The sequence below is a fragment of the Streptomyces sp. NPDC057002 genome (assembly GCF_042673825.1).
Classification (GTDB): Bacteria; Actinomycetota; Actinomycetes; order Streptomycetales; family Streptomycetaceae; genus Streptomyces.
In genome coordinates this window covers 523,246-541,748 of sequence record NZ_JBHURZ010000003.1, presented here as the reverse complement: position 1 = coordinate 541,748, position 18,503 = coordinate 523,246, and the positions used below count along the sequence as shown (strand labels likewise).

The window sequence follows — 18,503 nt, the reverse complement described above, 5'->3', positions numbered from 1 at the left end:
TCTTGCCGCCTTCGCGTTGGCGCGAAAGGCACGTTACGTCCTGAAACCATTCCCCGTCCATGTCCGTCCGGGATGCAACTAAGCCGTGACACGGCGAGGTGTGACAGAAAACGCAGACATGGCGCTGTAGGAAGTACGGGCCGCCGCGCGGTCCGTGCCGCGTGACGGCCGGGGCCTCTCCTGTGGGGGGTGGCGGCCCCGGCCGTTGCCACGGCACCCCTGGGACGCGCTTACTCCGCCGGACGCACGGCGAACACCCGCGCCGGGAATCCCGAACCGCCCTGTGGCTTGGGCCACGTGGCGATGATCAGCGCCCCTGCCTCGGGGACCCGGTCGAGGTTGGCCAGCAGCTCGATCTGCCAGCGGTCACGCCCCAGGACGTACGCCTCCAGGCTGTAGTCACCCGCGGAGGCGGCGAGGCCCGGGTCGGTGTCGGACTGTTCGTGACCGATGGCCGTGACCCCCGCGTCCTCGAACAGATATCGCAGCACCTGGGCCGACCAGCCCGGTGTATGGCTGACGCCCGCCTCGTCCCGGTTGGCCAGCGCCACCGGGTCCGGCCAGCGCCGGCTCCACCCGGTGCGCAGGGCGACGAACGAACCGGACGGGATACGGCCGTTGCGCTCCTCCCACGACCTCACGTCGTCCAGGGTGGGTGTGGCGTCGGGGTCGGTCTCGACCCGGGCGGCGATGTCGAGGACCACCAGCGGCAGGATCATCTCCTCGACCGGGACACGGTCCAGCGCGCGGGCCCCCGGCACGAAGTGGGAGGGCGGGTCGACGTGCGTGCCCCACTGGCCGACCAGCGTGTAGCGGTGGACCGTGAAACCGTCGCCGCGCTCCAGGTCGAAGAGCGTCTCGCGCCGCTCGTCCCCGAAGCCCGGGAAATGCGGCTGCCCCGGCCGGAAGGCGTGGGTGAGGTCCGTGAAGACCGCCTTCTCGGTCAGCGCGCGATACGCCGACCACAGCCGGGGCTCGGATTCACCGAGGGTCACCGGGCGTTCTCCAGGAGCGTGCCGGGCTCCTCGGGGACAGACTGCTCAGAGGCCCCCTTCCCGGAGGCCCCCGCCTCGCCGGTCGGCACCCCGGAGCCACGCCCCCCGTCCCCCGAAACCGAAGCCGACGCCGAACCCACCGCCGCCTTCCTCCGTGTCAGCCCGACGCCCACGAGGACCACGACCATGCCCAGCACCACCCGCGCGCTGAGGCTCTCGCCCAGGACGACCGCGCCCAGCAGGACGGAGACGACCGGCAGCAGATAGCCGACCACGGCGGCGTTGGTGGCGCCCTCGTCGTTGATGATCCGGTAGGTGAGGTGGAAGGTGATCGCCGTGCAGAAGACGCTCAGGACGACGGCCGCGATCACGACGGCCGGACCGACGTCGATCGACTCCAGGCCGCCCACCGGCATCGCGAGCGCGGTCAGCCCGCTCGCCGCCACGAGCTGGGCGGCGGAGAGCGAGAGGGTGGGGGTGCCCCTGCGGACCAGCGTGCGGCCCATGTACGTGAACGCGACGGCGTAACTGGCGGCCGCGCCGAGGATGGCGAGGGCGCCCCAGCCGGTCGCCCCGGTCGTCTGCCAGGGGGCGAAGATCACGATCGTCCCGGTGAAGCCCAGCAGAAGGCCGGCCACCCGTACGGGACGGAGTCCGCGCTCCGAGCCGAGGGCCAGACCGAGGGCGATCGACCAGAGCGGGGTCGTGGCGTTCAGCACACCCGCCAGACCCGAGTCGACCGTCTGCTGGCCCAGGCTGAACAGCGCGAAGGGCAGCGCGTTGCAGAAGAAGGCCGCGACGGCGATGTGCCGCCAGACGGTCATACCCCGGGGCATCCGATGCCCCGTCGCGTAACAGGCGACGACGAGGACCAGCGCGCCGAGGGCGCAGCGGGCGAACGTGACCTGGAGCGGGGAGAGCCCGCGCAGCGCCAACTCGATCCAGAGGAAGGTCGATCCCCACAGCAGGGCGAGCACGGCCACCCGTAATCCGCCCCACAGACTCCGCGTACCGCTGTTCACGATGGTTCCTCCCTGCCATGGGCCTCGATGCGTTCTCGTCCCGCTCCTACGAAGGTGCCTCAGTCAAGCTTTGAGGACAAGCAAATGGTTCTACCTATTCTGTTAAGCTCGGCTACATGCTCGATGTGAGGCGGCTCCAGGTCCTGCGCGCGGTGGTCACCAGCGGCACGGTCACCGCCGCCGCGGCTCACCTCGGCTACACACCGTCCGCCGTCAGCCAGCAGGTGGCGGCACTGGAGAAGCAGGCCGGCACGGCGCTGCTGGAGCGGGTCGGCCGAGGGGTGCGCCCGACGGCCGCGGGGCTGCTGCTCACCGAGCACGCGGCCCTGATCAGCTCGGCGGTCGCCCAGGCGGAGTCCGCCCTCGCGGACCTCCGCGCCGGGCGCACCGGCCGGCTGTCGGTCCGTTACTTCGCCACGGCCGGCTCCACCCTGGTGGCTCCGGCCCTGGCCCGGCTGCGCGCCGAGCACCCCGGCGTCCGCGTCGACCTCGAACTCACCGACCCGGAGGACCCGTTCCAGGAGGTGGTGCGGGGCCGGGCCGACCTGGCCGTGGTCGTCCGGACCCATGACCGCGCGGGCGACGGCTTCCGGCTCGTCCACCTCCTCGACGACCCGTACGCCGCCGTACTGCCCCTCGGTCATCCGCTCGCCGGCAAGGAAGTCGTCGACCTCCATGAGCTGTCCGGTGAGCAGTGGGTGGGCAGCGAACCCCCCGGCCCCTGCCTCGAACCCGTCATCGACTCCTGTGCGGCGGCCGGCTTCAGCCCCGACTTCGTCATCCAGAGCGAGGACTACGCCACCGCGCAGGGCTTCGTCGCGGCGGGTCTCGGCGTCGGTCTGATGCCGGGTCTTGGACTGCGCAACCGGCACCCCGGCGTCGTCGTACGCCCGGTCCGCAACCCCGAACCGATCCGGGTGATCTCGGCGGCCGCACGGGAGACCGCCCTCGAACAGCCCGCCATGCGCGGCCTGCTGGACGCGCTGCGGGACGCGGCCGTCACCGCCGGCCCGCCCGGCGGACCCGGGGCGGACTGACCGCTGCCCAAGGGGCGCGGGTCGGCGGCGAGGACGGAAGAGGAACATGTCAGACGCGGTGGACGGTGGGTGCGGCGGCCAGGGTCACCACGCTGGCGAAGATCTCCTTGCCGTGCTGCCGGGCGCTGATCCTGACCTGGTCCGGGTCCGCGAGCTGCTCCGCCTCCAGCCAGCAGGGGATGTCCATCTCGGCGTACCGGACGAAGTCGGTTTCCATGCCGGTGACCGTCACCGTGTCGGGGTGGGCCGTGGCCAGCGCCGCCTGGCGGGCGGCCTCCAGCAGCAGCATGCCCGGGGCGTGGTCCACGAGGTGGTCGAAGAGGATGGGGTGGGTCGTGTCCACCCGCAGCTGCCAGCGGTCGGGCCGGTCGGTCGCGGCGAGCACCACGTCCTCGAAGCGGTCGCGGCCGAAGGGGGTGAGGCCCGCGGGAGGCGGCAGCGGCACGGCGCGCGCGGTGGCCGCCGCCGCGTCGGCGTACGGGCCGCGCAGCCGGTTGTAGACGGTGCGGTCCTGGACGGTGAAGCGCGAGCGCACCGAGGCCAGCGGGCGGCCGTCGCGCTCGACGTCGACTCTCAGGGATATCGCGGACGCCCGCTCACGACGGTAGGTCACCTCGTCGCAGGTGATGTGCAGTTCCAGCTCGGCCGGCCCCCCGTCGGCGTGAGCGGCGGCCGGGTCGAGCGTCCAGCTGAAGTCCTTCCACAGCAGCTGGTGGCCGAACGGCACGTTGTAGGCGCCGTGGGACAGCAGCGGCAGCGTCTGGCGTACGGTCTCGCTGAGCATCAGGGGGTCGTGCAGACCCAGGCGGTTGACGTAGAACGGGTGGGTGGCGGGCCAGGCGGCCGTGACCGTGAAGGCGTCGGGCGCGGTCCGCCGCCAGCTGCGCAGCAGTACTTCGTCCTGGTTCGTCTTGTGCGTGAGAACAGGCGAAACCGTCTCAAAACGATTTCCGACGCCGTGCTGGGCAAGGCTGATGGACATGGTGTTCCCCCCTGATGCGGTGACTCTCTTCTGGGCACGCGCAGGTGAAGCGAAGGCGCTCCCGGTGACAGGACGGCGCCGACGTGAATAAAATAGAGGTCGTTCTTTTTGTTTGTCTACGGGTTGAGGGAGTCTGCCGATGGCAAGGCAACGGCAGGAGCGCGCGGAACGGACTCGGGCCGCGCTCATTCACGCGGCCGCGGAGGTGTTCGACCAGGCCGGGTACCACGGCGCGGGTCTGAACGCGATCCTGCAGAGAGCCGGCATCACGACCGGAGCCATGTACTTCCACTTCAAGTCGAAGGAAGAACTGGCCCGCGCGGTCATCGTCGACCAGGCCGCCGAACTGCAGTGGCCCCAGGGCAAGAAGGGGCTGCAGCAGCTGATCGACGTGTGCCAGTACCTGGCCGTGGAAATGCGCTCCAACGTGCTGTTCCGGGCCGGCGTCCGGCTCGCCGTCGAGCAGAGCGAGGTGAACCTGCTCGACTACTCGATCTACGACTGGTGGTCCGAGCAGTTCCGCACCCATCTGGCCGAGGCACGTGAACTCGGCCAGCTCAAGCCCGAGGTGGACGAGGCCGCGTTCGCCCAGGTGATCGTCGCCTCGTACACCGGTACGCAGATCATGTCCCGCATCTCCACCAACCGGTCCGACCTGCCCGCGCGCATAGAGAACATGCTGCGATGTCTGTTGCCGGCCATCGCGCCGGCGGAGATCGTCGACTCGCTGGAGTTCCCGGGGAACGGGGAGACGGCGGGGGAATCGGTGGTGGAGGCGGAGCCTGGGGAGGGTGCGGCTTCATGAGAAGTGTCCGGGTGTTGCTGACCGGCTCGACCGGGTTCGTCGGGCGGGCGGTCCTCCGCCGGCTGCTGGGCGCAAGCGGGGCCGACGGGCGGCGGGTCGAGGTGCGAGCCGTAGCCCGCGCCGTTCCCGCCGGCATGGATGAGCGGGCGGGCGTGGAGTGGGTGTGCGCGGACCTGACGGACCCCGCCTCGCTCCATGGGGCGGCGAACGGTACGGACGTCCTCGTCCACCTCGCCTGCCGGGTCTCCGGCGGGGCGGAGGAGTGCGAGCGGACGAACGTCGGCGGCACCCGGGCGATCGTCGACGAGGCACGGCGTGCGCGGGTGGGGCGGGTCGTCCACCTGTCCACGGCGGCGGTGTACGGGCCCGGTCCGCACCGCGGCATCCCCGTCGACGGGGTCGTGCCCGCGCCCGTGTCGGCGGCCAGCCGTACGCGGTTGGCGGCCGAGCGGATCGCGCTCGACGCGGGGGCCGTCGTCCTGCGCCCCGGGCTGGTCCTCGGCCCCGGGGACCGCTGGGTCGTGCCCGCGCTCGGCGAACTGCTCCGGCGGGTGCCGGCCCGCTGGGACGGTGGGCACGGACTGCTCTCCGCCGTGGACGTCGACGACCTGGCCCGCCTCGTCGCCGCCCTGGTCACGGCACCGGACAGCGGCGCCGTGGCCTCCGGTGTCCACCACGCCAGCCATCCGGTGCCGGTGCGCAACGGCGACCTCATGGCGAGGCTCGCCGAACTGGACGTACTGCCGTCGGCCGGCGCCGACGACTGGGACTGGGAGAAGTGCCTCGCGCGGCTGCGGGAGACGCCGGGGCGTATGAGCGAGCGGCAGTTCGCCCTGCTGGCGCGGGACCACTGGTACGAGAGCGAGCAGATCTGGCGGCTCACCGGCCGCGCCCCCGGGCCGGGACCGCTGGAGCGGCTGGACGGGGCGGCGGCTTGGTACCGGGAGCACTTGCGCGCCGGCTGAAGTCAAGGCGGACGCGCCCGACTTGGCCAAGTGGTTGCGGGGTTGGGCACGGGAGGCGTCCGCGGGGGAAAGCGGCGGTACGTTCACAGGACTGGGGGCGTGGCCTTCGTCCTCCCCCGTCCCCCAGCCCCCGTCCCGGCGGGCCCGTGGGGGTCATTTCCCGTGATGGATGCAGAGGTCAAGCCCATGGTGAAGCAGGTGAGAGCGGAACGTACCCGTCAGGCACTGATCGCGGCGGCGGCCGTCGAGTTCGACCGGCAGGGGTACGCCGGTACCTCGCTGTCCGCCGTGCACCGGGCCTGCGGGGCGACGATGGGAGCACTCACCTTCCACTTCCCCGCCAAGGCGGACCTGGCCACCGCGGTCTGCCGTGAGGCCGAGGCCCTCACCGGCGAGGCGCTCGCCCGGCTCGAACCGGCCGGACCCCTCCCGCCGGTCGCCGAGTTCACCCTCGAGGTGGCCCGGCTGCTGGAGCAGGAGGTCAGCGTCCGTGCGGCGGCCCGGCTCACCCGGGAACAGGCCGTCCCGTCCCACTGGTACACCGTCTGGCGGGCAGCCCTGCGGGAGCTGGTGGCGGCGGCCCGGGAAGCGGCCGGTGCCCGTCCCGCACCCGACGAACTGGAACTGCTGGCGGTCTATCTGACGGCGGGCGCGGAGGCGGCCCTGCGGGCGGGGCGCACCGGCGCGGAGGTACAGGCCCAACTGAAGTGTCTGTGGGCCCTGGTGCACTCCTCGAAGGAGTGTCCGGCCGGGCCTCGCTGATCCCCTTGTTCTTTCTGACCGATCCGACGAAAAGGCTCATCCCATGACTCGACGCTGCGCGCTCGTCACCGGTGGTTCCCGGGGCATCGGGGCCGCCATCGCGACCGAACTCGCCGCCGACGGACACCGCGTGGCCGTGCACTGCCGTGCCGACACCGCCGCCGCGAAGGCCGTCCTTGACGCCCTGCCCGGCACCGGCCACGCCCTGGTCACCGGTGATGTCGGCACACCGGGCGCCGCCCGCGAGGTCATCGAGTCCGCCATCGGGCAACTGGGCACCGTGGACGTCCTCGTCAACAACGCCGGCGTTTACTCCGAGCAGCCCGTCGCCACCACCTCGTACGAGGACTGGCAGGCCGACTGGCGGCGTCTCGTCGACGTCAACCTGCTCGGACCCGCCGACCTGATCTGGCACCTCGTCGACCACCTCCAGCGGCGGCCGCAGGGCCCGCGGGGCGCCCGCATCGTCAACGTCGGCTCGCGCGGCGCCTACCGGGGCGAACCCGACGCCCCGGCCTACGGCGCCACCAAGGCCGCCCTGCACTCGCTGACCCAGTCGCTCGCCCAGTCCCTCGGCCCGCTCGGCATCGCGGTGACCGCCGTGGCCCCGGGCTTCGTCCGTACGGACCTGGCGGAAAGCATGCTCGTCGGGGATGCCGAGGAGCAGGTGCGCCGCCAGAGCCCGCTCGGCAGGATCGCCGCGCCCTCGGACGTCGCCGCCGCCGTGGCCTGGCTCAGCGGTGAGCGGGCCGAGTGGTGCAGCGGTGCCGTGATCGACGTCAACGGCGCCTCGCACCTGCGCTGACCCCACACCCGGCCCTCCCGGGCCGCACCACACCTCAAAGGAGACCCCGTGCGCGCCGCGCTGTCGCAGATCGCCGTACGACCGGACGAACCCGTCGCCGAGCGGCGTGCCCGCGTGGCCGGTCTCGTTCGTGAACAGCACACCGCCGACCTGGTGGTCCTGCCGGAACTCTGGACGGTCGGCGCGTTCGCCTTCGACGAGTTCCGCGCCCACGCCGAGCCCCTGGACGGGCCCACGGCCCGGGCGATGGGCGCGGCAGCGGCCGAGGCTCGGGTCTGGCTGCACGCGGGCTCGATCATCGAACACGGCCCGGGCGACGCGCTGTTCAACACCTCCCTCGTCTTCGCGCCCGACGGCCGGCTGCGCCGGACGTACCGGAAGATCCACCGCTTCGGCTTCGACCGGGGCGAGGCCGCCCTGCTGGGCCGGGGTGAGGAGACCGTCACCGTCACGCTGGACGAGGGTGGCCCTGCGGAGCTGACGGCGGGGCTCGCCACCTGCTACGACCTGCGCTTCCCCGAGCAGTTCCGGCTCCTGGTGGACGCCGGCGCGCAGCTGTTCGTCGTCCCGGCCGGCTGGCCCGCCACCCGTCGCGCCCACTGGTCGCTGCTGGCCCGCGCACGGGCCGTCGAGTCCCAGGCGTACGTCCTCGCCTGCGGTACGGCCGGTACGCACGCCGGGGTGGAACAGGCCGGCCACAGCGTGGTGGTCGATCCCTGGGGCGAGGTCGTCGCCGAGGCCGGGGCGGGAGAGGAGACCCTCGTCGTCGACCTCGACCCGGCGCTCGTCGCGAAGACCCGTGCCGAGTTCCCCGCCCTTCGCGACCGTGTTCTCGGTGTGCCGACGCCGGGCTGACCGGCCCTCGGCGACAGGTGCCGTCCGCCCCGCGAGTGCCGGGGCGGACGGCACCTGTCGTCTGTGCGCGGCCAACTACCAGGCGGAACAAACTTGTTGGATATTTTCCGGTGGCCTCTTGCGGCCCACAAGGCAGACGTGTAACACTCTTTCGCGAGGCAGTCTGCCCACTTCCAGGAGCCTTCGCACTGCCATCGCGTCGCCGTCGAGCGGCGCTTTTTTGTTTTCCGGGGTTCCGCTTCCGCACCGCCCCGCTTCCCGGTTTTCCCGCATCTCCTTGTCTCCCGAAGGTGAGGCGACCAGTGACCATGGCCGACCCGACTCCCTCGCATCCCCGCCCGGAGCGGTGCGCGTCGAACCGCTGCCGCCGTGCGGCCCGTTCCGACGGTCTGCGACGCAGGCCCGCCGCTCCCGGTGCCCGGCTCTGCGGTCCCTGCAAACGCGCCCTCGCGGCCGATCTGACCGCCCTGCCCGCGCTCCACCACGAGAGCGAGCAGCGGCTCGTACTCCCCGCACGGCAGGGGGGCCTCGCCCGGGTCACGGGCCACCGGCCGGACGCGCCGCCCGTGAGCGACGCGGCACTGGACGCCCGGCACGACGCCGTCGTACGACTGGCCTCCTGGGCCCGGCTCGTCCTGGACGAGGACCCGGCCGCCGGAGCCCCGCCGGAGCGGACGGTCCCAGCTCTGGCCGCCTTCCTCGGCCGGCACATCGACTTCCTGGCCGCCCACCCCGCCGCGGGCCCGGCGGCCGACGAGATCGCCCGCACCGCCGCCGCCCTGCGGCTCGTCGTCGCGCCGCCCAAGCCCGAGCTCGTACCGCTCGGCCGGTGCGTGGAGCCGGGCTGCGACGCCGAGGTGTCGCTCCCCGGGCGCGGCGGCGACGACCTGGTGCTGCGCGGACCGATGTGCGGCGCGGGGCATGTGCTCTCGCCACGCCAGTGGCTTCTCATGAATCACCGTCAGTCAACGCTCGAGACCAAGGAGTCGGGATGAACGACGACCTGCGTGCCCCGCGCGGCAAACGCGTCCCCACCTCGCTCGCCGCCCTCGCCCTCGGCGTCCGCGAGGGCACGATCCGCCAGTGGGCCCGACGCGGCAAGATCACCCGGTACGGGACCAAACGCCAGGCCCTGTACGACCTGAACGAGCTGGCAGCGCTCGCGGCCGGGGAGAGCGGCGCGTAGCCCTCTACCCCGTAGAGACCCTCCCCGCACCGAAGACCGCCCCATCCCATAGCACCCAGCCCATAGCACCCACCCCACCGTTCGGCCACCGCCGCGCGGCCCTTCGGCATGCCCGAAAACGGGCCGCCGCCACCGCCCTCGAGGAGAGACAGCCATGGAGACGTACCAGACATCGCAATGGCAGCAGCACTGGCAGGACCGGCGCGACCCCTTCGTCGAGGAGTGCTTCCGGGCCCGTGAGAACCTGCTCGCCGATCTGAAGGACCCCGGCGCCGCCCAGGCCCGTGTCCTCGACGACCTCATCGACATCGGCGCCGCCTCGCTGCACTGGAAGGAGCAGGGGTACGACGCCGTCGCCACCGCCCCGGAGACCTTCCGGGCGGTGCTGCCGATCATGCGCTACAACGACTTCGTCGAGCAGATCGACCGGGAGACCCGCACCAAGGGCGGCATCCTGTCGTGCAGCCCCGTACTGCGCTGGCTCAAGACCAGCGGCACGACGGGCACCCCCAAGCGCGTCCCGTACACGCTGCACTGGCTGCTCAAGTACCGCATCCCCGCGATGAAGGCGATGTGGGGCACCTACCTGGAACACCACCCCGAGATCCTCGCCCACCCCTTCGCCACCCTCGACACCCAGACGGTCCGCGAGGACGTGTACGACTTCGTGCACGGCGTCGAGCACCAGGCGATCAGCAACCGGCATCCGCAGATCAACAGCCGGGACTGGAACCCGCCGTGGTACGAGTCGCCGTGGTTCGGCCCCGACACGCCCACCAGCCACGCCGGGCGGATGTACCACCGCGTACGGCACCTCGTCGGCAAGGACCTGCACTACATCTCGGCGATCAATCCCAGCACCCTGGTCTCGCTGCGCGACCTGATCGCCGAGCACGGCGCCGAGCTGGTGCGCGACCTGCGCGAGGGCACCCTCCAGGGCAGGCCGTGGACCGAGCCCGACGAGAAGGCCGCGCTGCACCTCGAACAGGTCCTGGACAAGGGCGAGTTCAGCCTCGTGGACCTCTGGCCGTCGCTGACGCTGTACAGCTGCTGGCTGTCGGCCTCCGCCGAGCTGTACCGGCCGCGTCTGGACGCCGTGCTGCCCGGTGTCGCCAAGCTGCCCTTCATGAGCTGCGGGACCGAGGGCGTCACCACCATCCCGGTGGACGACACCCTGGAGAGCCAGCCGCTCGCCATCAGCCAGGCGTACTTCGAGTTCGTCCCCGCCGACGTACCGCTCGGCGCGCTCCTCGACGCCGGCGAGAAGGTCGAGACGCTGCTGTACGACGAGGTCGAGGCAGGCCGCGACTACCACCTGATCATGTCCCAGGGGAACGGCCTCTACCGGCTGTGGACCGGTGACATCTACCGCGTGGACCGGATCGCGGACGGCACGCCCTGGGTCCACTTCACCCACCGCGACGGCGTCTTCCACTCCTTCACCGGCGAGAAGATCACCGAGGGCCAGGTCACCCAGGCCATCCGGCAGGGGCTCGAAGGCAGCGGGCTCGACACCGGGCTGTACATGTGCGGGCCGCGCTGGGACGAGCCGCCGTCCTACACGGTCGTCGTCGAGGTACCGGAACCCGGAGCGGACCTCGACCGGGTGCTGTCCGCCGCGATCGACCGCGAACTGTCCGTCATCAACATCGAGTACGCCTCGAAGCGGGACAGCGGACGGCTCGCCGCGCTCCGGGTGCGGACCGTGGCGCAAGGCGCGATCGCCGCGTACGTCGAGTCGCGGCGGCAGGGCGGCAACGCCACTCAGTACAAGTACAAGCCGTTCCAGAAGGACATCGACTTCGTCGACGCGATCCTCGCCGACTGACACCGCCCCTCACCCACTCACTACCGATCAAGGAGAGCTGACCATGCTGGAGACCCTCAGGCCCCCACAGAACACCCGCCGCGAGATCATCGACCTGCCCTGCGGCGACACCCGGCTCGCACTGCACCTGTGGCGGCCGGAGCAGATCAAGGGAGCCGTCTTCTACTTCCACGGGCTGCAGAGCCACGCCGGGTGGCTGTGGGAAGTGGGCCCGCAGTTCGCCGACAACGACATCGCGTTCTTCGTCCTCGACCGGCGCGGCAGCGGCATAAGCCCCGGGCCGCGTCACGAGATACCGGACGTCGACACCGTCCTCGGCGACTACGCGGAGGCCGTCGCGTTCGTCCGGGACATGATCGGCGACACCGTGCCCCTGTCCCTGTTCGGGCACTGCCTCGGCGGCTCCTTCATGGCGGCCCTGATGGCGTACGAGGGGTTCACCACCTCGTACGACGCCGCCGTCTTCTGCTCGTCCTGGCTCGGCCGGATGCACGCGACCCTCGACCCGGACGCCCGCGAGGCCGTCGCGGCGAGCGGGAGCGAGGAGTTGTGGGACGCGGGGCTGAAGGCCGGCGACTTCACCGACGAGGTCAAGTACCAGCACTTCATCGACCACGACGACCTGGCGGTACGGCAGTTGACGCGGCGGTCGCGGGCGGTGCTGCTGGAACTGGAGCGGCTCTATCTGACGCGCGGACGCCTGAGCCCGGCGGCCCCCGCCGCGACCTTCGTCTCCGGGATGACCGACCCGATCGTGGACCTCGACGCCGCGCACTCCGTCTTCCAGGACCTTGTCTCCGGACGCGGCTCGATCATGAAGTTCCCCACCGACAAGCACTACCTCTTCTACACCGGCGTCAGCGGCGACCTGGTCGACTGGACGTCGACGTACACCCTGCTCCAGGGGGTGAACCGTGGCGCTTGAGGCCGGGAGGTCCGGACAGGCCCGGCTGTACCACGTCGAGCTGCCCATGCGGACGCCGTTCGACCATCCCGCCGCCCGGCGCCGTACCTCCGACAGCCTGGTCCTGAGGCTCTCGGCCGACGGCGTGGACGGCATCGGCGAGTGCGCGCCCCGGTCGTACGTCACCGGGGAGACCACCGCGAGTGTGCGCACGGCGCTCGAACAGGTCGACTTCGACGCGGTGTTCGCGCTTATGACCGGCCGGGATCCGCAAGAGCTGCTGGAGCTGCTCCACCGGGACGGCTTCGCGCGGACCTTCGGGATCGACGGCGGCAACAACCTGCTCTGCCTGCTGGAGACGGCGGTTCTGGACTGGCTGGGGCGCCGGTCGGGGCTGGGCGCGCGGGAGCTGTTGCCGGGCGACACCGACGAGGGGCGCCGGTCGCTGCCCGTCTCGCAGGTGCTGGACCTCAGCCTGGACGCCGAGGAGTTCCTCGCCACCCGGGGGCCCTTCCACTTCGTGAAGATCAAGGCGTCGGACGACATCGAGCACGATGCCCGTACCGTCCGGACGATCCGCGACAAGGTCGGCGACGACGTACCCATCATGGTCGACGCCAACATGTGCTGGACGCCCGAGAACTCGGTCGACCACGCCCACCGGCTGCGCGAGGCCGGCGTCGACTATGTGGAGGAACCGCTGCCCAAGGGCTCGTGGGAGGCGCTGCGCGCGCTGCGCCGCGACGGCGGGCTGCGGATCATGCTGGACGAGTCGGTGTGCACGGCCCAAGACGCCCGCACGGCGGTCGAGTCCGGGGCCTGCGACGCGTTCAACATCCGGGTGTCGAAGAACGGGGGGCCGCTGCCGGCCGCCGGGCTCGTCGCCTACGCCCGGGAGAACGGCGTCCGCTTCCAGTTCGGGGTCCAGGTCGCCGAGGTGGGCCCGCTCATCAACTCCGGCCGGGCACTGGCCTTCGGCCACCCGGACGCGCTCACCGTCGAGGCCGGGCAGTCCGACCGCTTCTTCCCGGAGATGATCGTCGCCCCGCCCCCGGCCGTCGACCGCCACACGAACACGCTGGCCCCGGCGGACGGCACCGGCTGGGGCATGGACCTCGCCGCGAGCGCGGAGCGCTGGGCCGTGAAGTACTTCTGAGCCGCCTCTTCCCACTCGCACACCACCGACCCACATTCCCCACCACACCCATGCCCGAAAGGCGGGAACATCATGACCGTACTGTTCGAATGCACCTACCGGGGTGACCGATACTTCGGCCTCGGACTGCCCAAGGACGACCAGCCGTTGAGCCTCACGCCGCTCACGGACCGGAACCTGGGGAAGCTGCTCACCGAGGGCGGTGACGTCGCCGTGCTCCTCGCCGCCTCCGAGACGGTGACCGTTCCCGTGAGCGAACGCGACTCCGTCTCCTTCCGCCCGCCGCTGCTGCCCGACCACCTCGGTGACGCGGCCGTCGGCGGCTTCATGCAGACCCACAACGTCAAGGTGGACGCGGACACCCCGTCCCAGCCGAACTGGTTCCTCAAGGGCCTCGGCGATGTGCTGAGGACCTCCGGGGAGGAACTGCGCGCACCGGTCGGATCCATCGCGCTGACCGAGGAGGCGGAGGTCGTCCTCGTCTACGTCACCGACGCGGACGGCGTCCCCCGGTACGTCGGCTACACCTTCGGCAACGACCTCACGGACATCGGCCGCTTCCGCCGCCACCGGGGACACCTCTCGTACGCCAAGCTGTGCGACGCGGCCGTCGCGCCCTGGCTCTTCCTCGACGAACCGCCGCGCCACGTCACCGGGCACGTCACGATCGAGCGGGACGGCGAGCCGTGCTGGCGGGGCGAGTTCACCACCGGCACCAAGGCCCTGCACTACGGGCTCGACGACATCATGTCCGAGCTGTTCTCCTACGACGCTCTGCTCGCCCCCGGCCGTGTGCACTACGTCTACATCGGCGCCGACCGCAGCAGCTTCCACGACGGCTTCCGGATGGCCGACCGCGACCGCGTCACCCTGGACTTCGCGAGCCACGGAGTCACGCTGTCGAACACCGTGCGATGTGCGTCCCCGACGCTCGCGGCCGCCGCGCGCGAGGGATCGTGAGCGGCGGTGGGCGGGGGCACGCCCCGGTCGACGGGGTGCGCAGGCTCAGCGCCACGGAGGCGACGTTCGCGTACACCCATGCGCTGAAGCGGGGCGGGGGCGGGCTCACCACCTCCTTCACGGTGAACGGCGTGTTCTCGCCGGAGCGGGTGGAGGCCGCCGTGGAGCTGTGGCTCAGGAGGCTGCCGCTGCTGTCGCTGCGGATCGAGGACACCGGGGGCGCGGGGCTGTGGTTCCGGCAGGGGGAGCCCGTGTCGCCGGATGGTGAGCGGCTGTGGGGGCTGCGGGTCGGGCGGGCTTCGGAGGGAGCGACCTGCTTCTCCCTCAGCCTGCACCCCGCGATCTGCGACGGCTACTCCGTCGGGCGTCTCGTACGGCCGCTGCTGGACGCCCTGTTCGGCGTTCCGGGCGCCTGTGCCGGGGAGGAGGAGCTGCCGCCGGACACCGACGAGCTGACCTACGAGAGCGGTGGGGTCTGCGGGATGTGCGTGCCGGGGCCGGCCCGGCGGGCTCCGGCGTCGCACAGAGGAGGAACAGGGCCGGGGCCGGGGCGTGGGCGTCCGGCCGGGGTGGTTCGTGAGGGTGGGGGTGTGACCCTCGACCTCGGTCCGCAGGAGACCCGGCGGCTGCGGGACTGGTGCGGTGCGCGGCGGTTGACGGTCGGCGGGTTCCTGGCGACCGTGCTGGCCGACGCGTTCGCCCGGGAGAGCGGCCGCCGGGAGGTCACGGTCGCCAGGGCGGTGTCCCTGCGCCGGCGCTACGCCGAGCGGGCGCTGATCAGCGAGCCCGGGTGTGTGCTGGGCGTGGTGCGGGCGCGGCTGCGGGCGGGCGGCGCCGGCCGCGACGCCGTGGGTGCGGGGGGCGACCTCGTGGGCCGGGCCCGGGGCCACGCGGAGGTGCTGTGCTCGGCCGGGCGGGACTGGCGCCCGGAGCGGCGGGGGCACACCGCGATCCGCCGGGCCGTGGAACGGGAGGCGGAGGGGGCCGGAGGGCCGGAGCTGCGGGTGACCGACGCCGGTTCGGTGGACACCGCGCTCGGGCCGCACGCGGAGAGGGTCACGGGGTTCCGGACCGTGGCGGCCCCGGGGGCCGGGGCGCTCGACGGCACGCTGCATCTGTCGTCGTTCAAGGGGGCGTTGTCGGTGGGGCTGGCCGTCGGGGCGCCTTGGGTGGCGGTGGCACAGCGGGAGTTGACTGACGCCATGCTTTTGCTCGACCGCAGGTGAGAGCCCTGCGGGGGTGCGGACTCCTCAAAGTCGTAGCTGGAAGTGGTCCCTTCAATTGAAAACAAAGAGTTCGTTCTCTATTTTTTGAGGGCAGGCTTCGAACCGGCGGGGCCCGCCCAGTCCAGAGGAAGGGGAACGCGTCATGGTGAGGGCGTCTTCCAGGGTGGCTCCCAGGCGGAGCGGACCCTCCGCGCACCGCTCCTCCTCGGGCGCCTTCGATGCCTTCATCGCGGAGATCTTCGAACGGCTGCCCCGTGCCGACCAGCGCGGATGGGCCCATGTCTACACGCGGGGCCTGCTGGTGACGCCGGGTCGCAAGACGGTGCGCCGGCTCGCGGCCTCCGCCTCGGACTCCGCCACGGCGGCCCAGGCCCTGCACCAGTTCGTCAACGCCAGCCCCTGGGACTGGGAGCCGGTCCGCGCCCGCCTGGCCGACTGGGTGGTACGGCGGTCCCGGCCGCGTGCCCTGGTCATCGGTACGGCGGTGCTGCCCAAGCGGGGTGACCGCTCCTGCGGAGTGCACCGCCGCTTCGTCCCGCGGGACGGACGTACGGTCAACTGCCAGGTCGGGATCGGGGCGTTCCTCGCGGTGGAGCAGGGGTCGGTTCCGGTCGACTGGCGGTTGCTGCTGCCCGGGCGGTGGGCCGAGGACGCGGAGGCGCGCGGGCGGGCCGGTTCGGTTCCGGCCGCGGGGTCGGCTGATGCCTTGGCGCTGGACCTGGTGGACGGGTCCGGCCCGGGCGGGGTGCCGGTCGTCGCCGACCTGCTCGGGGTCGCGGACACCGCCGCGCTGGCGGGCGGGCTCGCCGGCCGGGGGCGGCGGTTCGTCGTGGCCGTACCCGATGACTTTGTGGTGCACCCGGACCGCGCGGCTCTCGCTGGGCCGGGCTCTCGTGCCGGGGCCGGTGCGGACGCCGGTGGTGTGACCGCGCGGAGCCTCCTCACGGACCACCCGGCGCGAGTGGCGACGGGGGTGGTCCGCCTCCCCGGCATCCCCGTCGCCCTCCGGCTGATCGGCGAGTCCGGAGGCGGCCGGATCTGGGTCACGGATCTCGTGGACAGGTCGCCGCGCGAGGTGCTGGCGCTGGCCCGGCTGCACGCGGGTGCCGTCGACACGGTGGAGCGGCTGGCCGACGACTTCGGTCTGCGCGCCTTCGAGGGGCGCTCGTACGCCGGCTGGCACCACCACAAGACCCTGGTCTCCGCCGCCTTCGCCTACCGCACGCTCGGCTCCGCCCCGACGCGGCCCGGCACCCCGGCCCATGCGTCGCCCCGGCCACGCACCGCCCGCCCTCCGCACCGGGCACGGACTTCGACGACAGGCGGACGGGCCGGCACGGCCCCGGGGCGCGCCGCCGGGGCCCCGGCCCGGGCGCTCACGGCACCCGGGCGAGCCCCAGCTGCTCCGGCGCGGACGGCTGAGACATCGGCGCAGGCCAGCGGGGCTCCTGAGCGGGTCTCGGGGGTTCCGGCGGGGGTTGCGGCGGGGGTTGCGGCGGGGGTTCCGGCGGCTTCGACGCGCGCTGCCGGCGCTCCGGTACGGACTCCCGCGCCACTCGGCCGAGCTGACACGGCCCCGGTACGGACTCCCGCGCCACTCGGCCGAGCTGACACGGCTTCGGCGTGGACTCCGGTGGTTCTTGCGCCACCCGCCCGGCTCCCCGGGCCCCCGACACGCACCCTCGCCGTCCCACCCCAACCCCCCGCACGCCCCTCGCACCCGCTCCCCACCCCGATACGAACGGAATCCTGATGGCCCTTCCCAAAGCGTTCTGGTTGTTGTGGTTCGGGCAGACCGTCAGCCGGCTCGGGACGCTCGCCCCTGCCTTCCTCGTGCTCTACATGGAGCAGGACGGGCTCGTCGCCCCGGGCACGACCCCGCTCGTCGTCGGGCTCTTCGGTGCCGGTGTCGTGCTGTCCGGGCTGGTGGGAGGGGCGGTCGCCGATCTGATCGGGCCGCGTCGCACCATCATCGCCGCCCAGCCGGTCACCGCCGTGATGGCCCTGCTCTTCGCCGTCGCCGAGAACGTCGTCGCCCTGTGCGCGCTGTCGCTGATCACCGGGTTCCTGTCGTCCGTCGACCGGCCGGCCGGGGCCGGGCTGATCTCCACGATCGTTCCGCAGGAGCAGTTCTCGAAGGCGTACAGCCTCTTCCTCGTCGGCTTCAACATCGGCATGTCGCTGAGCCCCGTCTTCTCCGGCTTCCTGCTCGAGGTCAGCCCCCGTGCCCTCTTCGTCGTCTGGGCGGCCTCCAGCCTCGTCTACGCGGCCCTCGTCTTCGCGGTGCCCGCCGATCAGCCGCCCGCGCACGGCGCTGACCGGCCTACCGGGGCCGCGGCGGCCCTCAAGGCGGCCGCACGCGGGATCGCCGAACCCTTCCGGACCCCCGTCCTGGTCGCCTTCCTCCTCCTGACCTTCCTGCTGGCCTGCATCTACCTCCAGGTCAACTCCGCGTTGCCGCTCGACATGCGGGCCAGCGGGCTGACCACCGGGGACATCGGCTTCGTCCTCGCCGTCAACGCCGTACTGTCCGTGCTGCTGCTCCCGCTCGTGCCCCGCCTGGTCGGCGGGCTGCGCGCCCACGTCCCGCTGATCCTGGCGGCCGTGTTCATGGCCCTCGGCTTCGGCGGCAACGCCCTCGCCGGCGGCATGGTCTCCTTCACCGTCGCCACCGTCGTATGGACGCTCGGCGAGGTGCTGTGGGCCCCGATGTCCGCCACCTTCATCGCCGACCGGGCCCCGGCCGGACGCAGCGGCACCTACCAGGGCTCGTACTTCTTCGCCTGGAACGCGGCGTTCGTCGTCGGCAGTCCCGCCGGACTCGCCCTCGCCCACTCCCACGGCTACGGGCCGCTGTGGATGTCCGTCCTCGGCCTGGGGCTCGCGGTGGCGGCCGGCTTCGCCCTGCTGCCCCGGCTGGCCGGGTTCGTGACCAAGCCCGGCTCCGGCTCCGCCTCCGACACCGAGTCCGTCACCACCGCCCGAGCGACCACCCCGTAAAGCCCGACCCGAGAG

The 18,503-nt window shown here is 72.3% G+C and carries 18 protein-coding genes; 15 read left to right on the top strand and 3 right to left on the bottom strand.

Features of this window, described 5'->3' with window-relative positions; translation table 11 throughout:
• Positions 1 to 230: 230 nt before the first annotated feature.
• Together ACFT32_RS16980 and ACFT32_RS16975 are read right to left on the bottom strand one after the other, a co-directional pair.
• Positions 231 to 995 (bottom strand): cyclase family protein, encoded by a 765-nt coding sequence (locus tag ACFT32_RS16980; protein ID WP_382489659.1) that lies wholly within the window; start codon positions 993 to 995, stop codon positions 231 to 233.
• Complete coding sequence (locus ACFT32_RS16975; RefSeq protein WP_382489657.1) at positions 992 to 2,017, bottom strand: DMT family transporter; 1,026 nt, start codon at positions 2,015 to 2,017, stop codon at positions 992 to 994. Before ACFT32_RS16975 ends, ACFT32_RS16980 begins: the two co-directional genes overlap by 4 nt.
• Positions 2,018 to 2,133: 116 nt before the next feature.
• Between ACFT32_RS16975 and ACFT32_RS16970 the strand changes: the two genes are divergently transcribed.
• A complete protein-coding gene (locus tag ACFT32_RS16970; protein ID WP_382489655.1) occupies positions 2,134 to 3,054 on the top strand; it encodes a LysR family transcriptional regulator in 921 nt (306 codons plus the stop codon).
• Between the two features lie 49 nt (positions 3,055 to 3,103).
• Here ACFT32_RS16970 and ACFT32_RS16965 read toward each other — a convergent pair whose 3' ends face one another.
• Positions 3,104 to 4,036 (bottom strand): ScbA/BarX family gamma-butyrolactone biosynthesis protein, encoded by a 933-nt coding sequence (locus ACFT32_RS16965; RefSeq protein ID WP_382489653.1) that lies wholly within the window; start codon positions 4,034 to 4,036, stop codon positions 3,104 to 3,106.
• A 139-nt stretch (positions 4,037 to 4,175) separates the two neighbouring features.
• Between ACFT32_RS16965 and ACFT32_RS16960 the strand changes: the two genes are divergently transcribed.
• From ACFT32_RS16960 to ACFT32_RS16895, 14 genes are all read left to right on the top strand, one after another.
• Positions 4,176 to 4,841 (top strand): ScbR family autoregulator-binding transcription factor, encoded by a 666-nt coding sequence (locus ACFT32_RS16960; protein ID WP_382489651.1) that lies wholly within the window; start codon positions 4,176 to 4,178, stop codon positions 4,839 to 4,841.
• Positions 4,838 to 5,806 (top strand): NAD-dependent epimerase/dehydratase family protein, encoded by a 969-nt coding sequence (locus ACFT32_RS16955; protein WP_382489649.1) that lies wholly within the window; start codon positions 4,838 to 4,840, stop codon positions 5,804 to 5,806. The genes ACFT32_RS16960 and ACFT32_RS16955 overlap by 4 nt, the downstream gene beginning before the upstream one ends.
• Before the next feature lie 198 nt (positions 5,807 to 6,004).
• A complete protein-coding gene (locus tag ACFT32_RS16950; protein ID WP_382489647.1) occupies positions 6,005 to 6,568 on the top strand; it encodes a TetR family transcriptional regulator in 564 nt (187 codons plus the stop codon).
• 43 nt (positions 6,569 to 6,611) lie between these two features.
• Positions 6,612 to 7,373, top strand: a complete 762-nt coding sequence (locus ACFT32_RS16945; protein ID WP_382489645.1) for an SDR family NAD(P)-dependent oxidoreductase — start codon at positions 6,612 to 6,614, stop codon at positions 7,371 to 7,373.
• Between the two features lie 48 nt (positions 7,374 to 7,421).
• Positions 7,422 to 8,228, top strand: coding sequence for a carbon-nitrogen family hydrolase (locus tag ACFT32_RS16940; RefSeq protein ID WP_382489643.1), 807 nt, complete (start codon positions 7,422 to 7,424; stop codon positions 8,226 to 8,228).
• A 308-nt stretch (positions 8,229 to 8,536) separates the two neighbouring features.
• Complete coding sequence (locus ACFT32_RS16935) at positions 8,537 to 9,223, top strand: hypothetical protein (protein WP_382489641.1); 687 nt, start codon at positions 8,537 to 8,539, stop codon at positions 9,221 to 9,223.
• Positions 9,220 to 9,414, top strand: coding sequence for a hypothetical protein (locus ACFT32_RS16930; RefSeq protein WP_382489640.1), 195 nt, complete (start codon positions 9,220 to 9,222; stop codon positions 9,412 to 9,414). The genes ACFT32_RS16935 and ACFT32_RS16930 overlap by 4 nt, the downstream gene beginning before the upstream one ends.
• A 154-nt stretch (positions 9,415 to 9,568) precedes the next feature.
• Complete coding sequence (locus ACFT32_RS16925; protein ID WP_382489639.1) at positions 9,569 to 11,242, top strand: GH3 auxin-responsive promoter family protein; 1,674 nt, start codon at positions 9,569 to 9,571, stop codon at positions 11,240 to 11,242.
• Between the two features lie 43 nt (positions 11,243 to 11,285).
• A complete protein-coding gene (locus tag ACFT32_RS16920; protein WP_382489638.1) occupies positions 11,286 to 12,167 on the top strand; it encodes an alpha/beta hydrolase in 882 nt (293 codons plus the stop codon).
• Positions 12,157 to 13,302, top strand: coding sequence for an enolase C-terminal domain-like protein (locus tag ACFT32_RS16915; protein ID WP_382489636.1), 1,146 nt, complete (start codon positions 12,157 to 12,159; stop codon positions 13,300 to 13,302). Before ACFT32_RS16920 ends, ACFT32_RS16915 begins: the two co-directional genes overlap by 11 nt.
• Before the next feature lie 72 nt (positions 13,303 to 13,374).
• Positions 13,375 to 14,262, top strand: a complete 888-nt coding sequence (locus ACFT32_RS16910; protein WP_382489634.1) for an FAH family protein — start codon at positions 13,375 to 13,377, stop codon at positions 14,260 to 14,262.
• Positions 14,259 to 15,488, top strand: a complete 1,230-nt coding sequence (locus tag ACFT32_RS16905; RefSeq protein WP_382489633.1) for a hypothetical protein — start codon at positions 14,259 to 14,261, stop codon at positions 15,486 to 15,488. The genes ACFT32_RS16910 and ACFT32_RS16905 overlap by 4 nt, the downstream gene beginning before the upstream one ends.
• Positions 15,489 to 15,651: 163 nt before the next feature.
• Positions 15,652 to 17,241 (top strand): transposase, encoded by a 1,590-nt coding sequence (locus ACFT32_RS16900; RefSeq protein WP_382489632.1) that lies wholly within the window; start codon positions 15,652 to 15,654, stop codon positions 17,239 to 17,241.
• Positions 17,241 to 18,488, top strand: a complete 1,248-nt coding sequence (locus tag ACFT32_RS16895) for an MFS transporter (protein WP_382489631.1) — start codon at positions 17,241 to 17,243, stop codon at positions 18,486 to 18,488. The genes ACFT32_RS16900 and ACFT32_RS16895 overlap by 1 nt, the downstream gene beginning before the upstream one ends.
• The last annotated feature ends 15 nt before the right edge of the window (positions 18,489 to 18,503 follow it).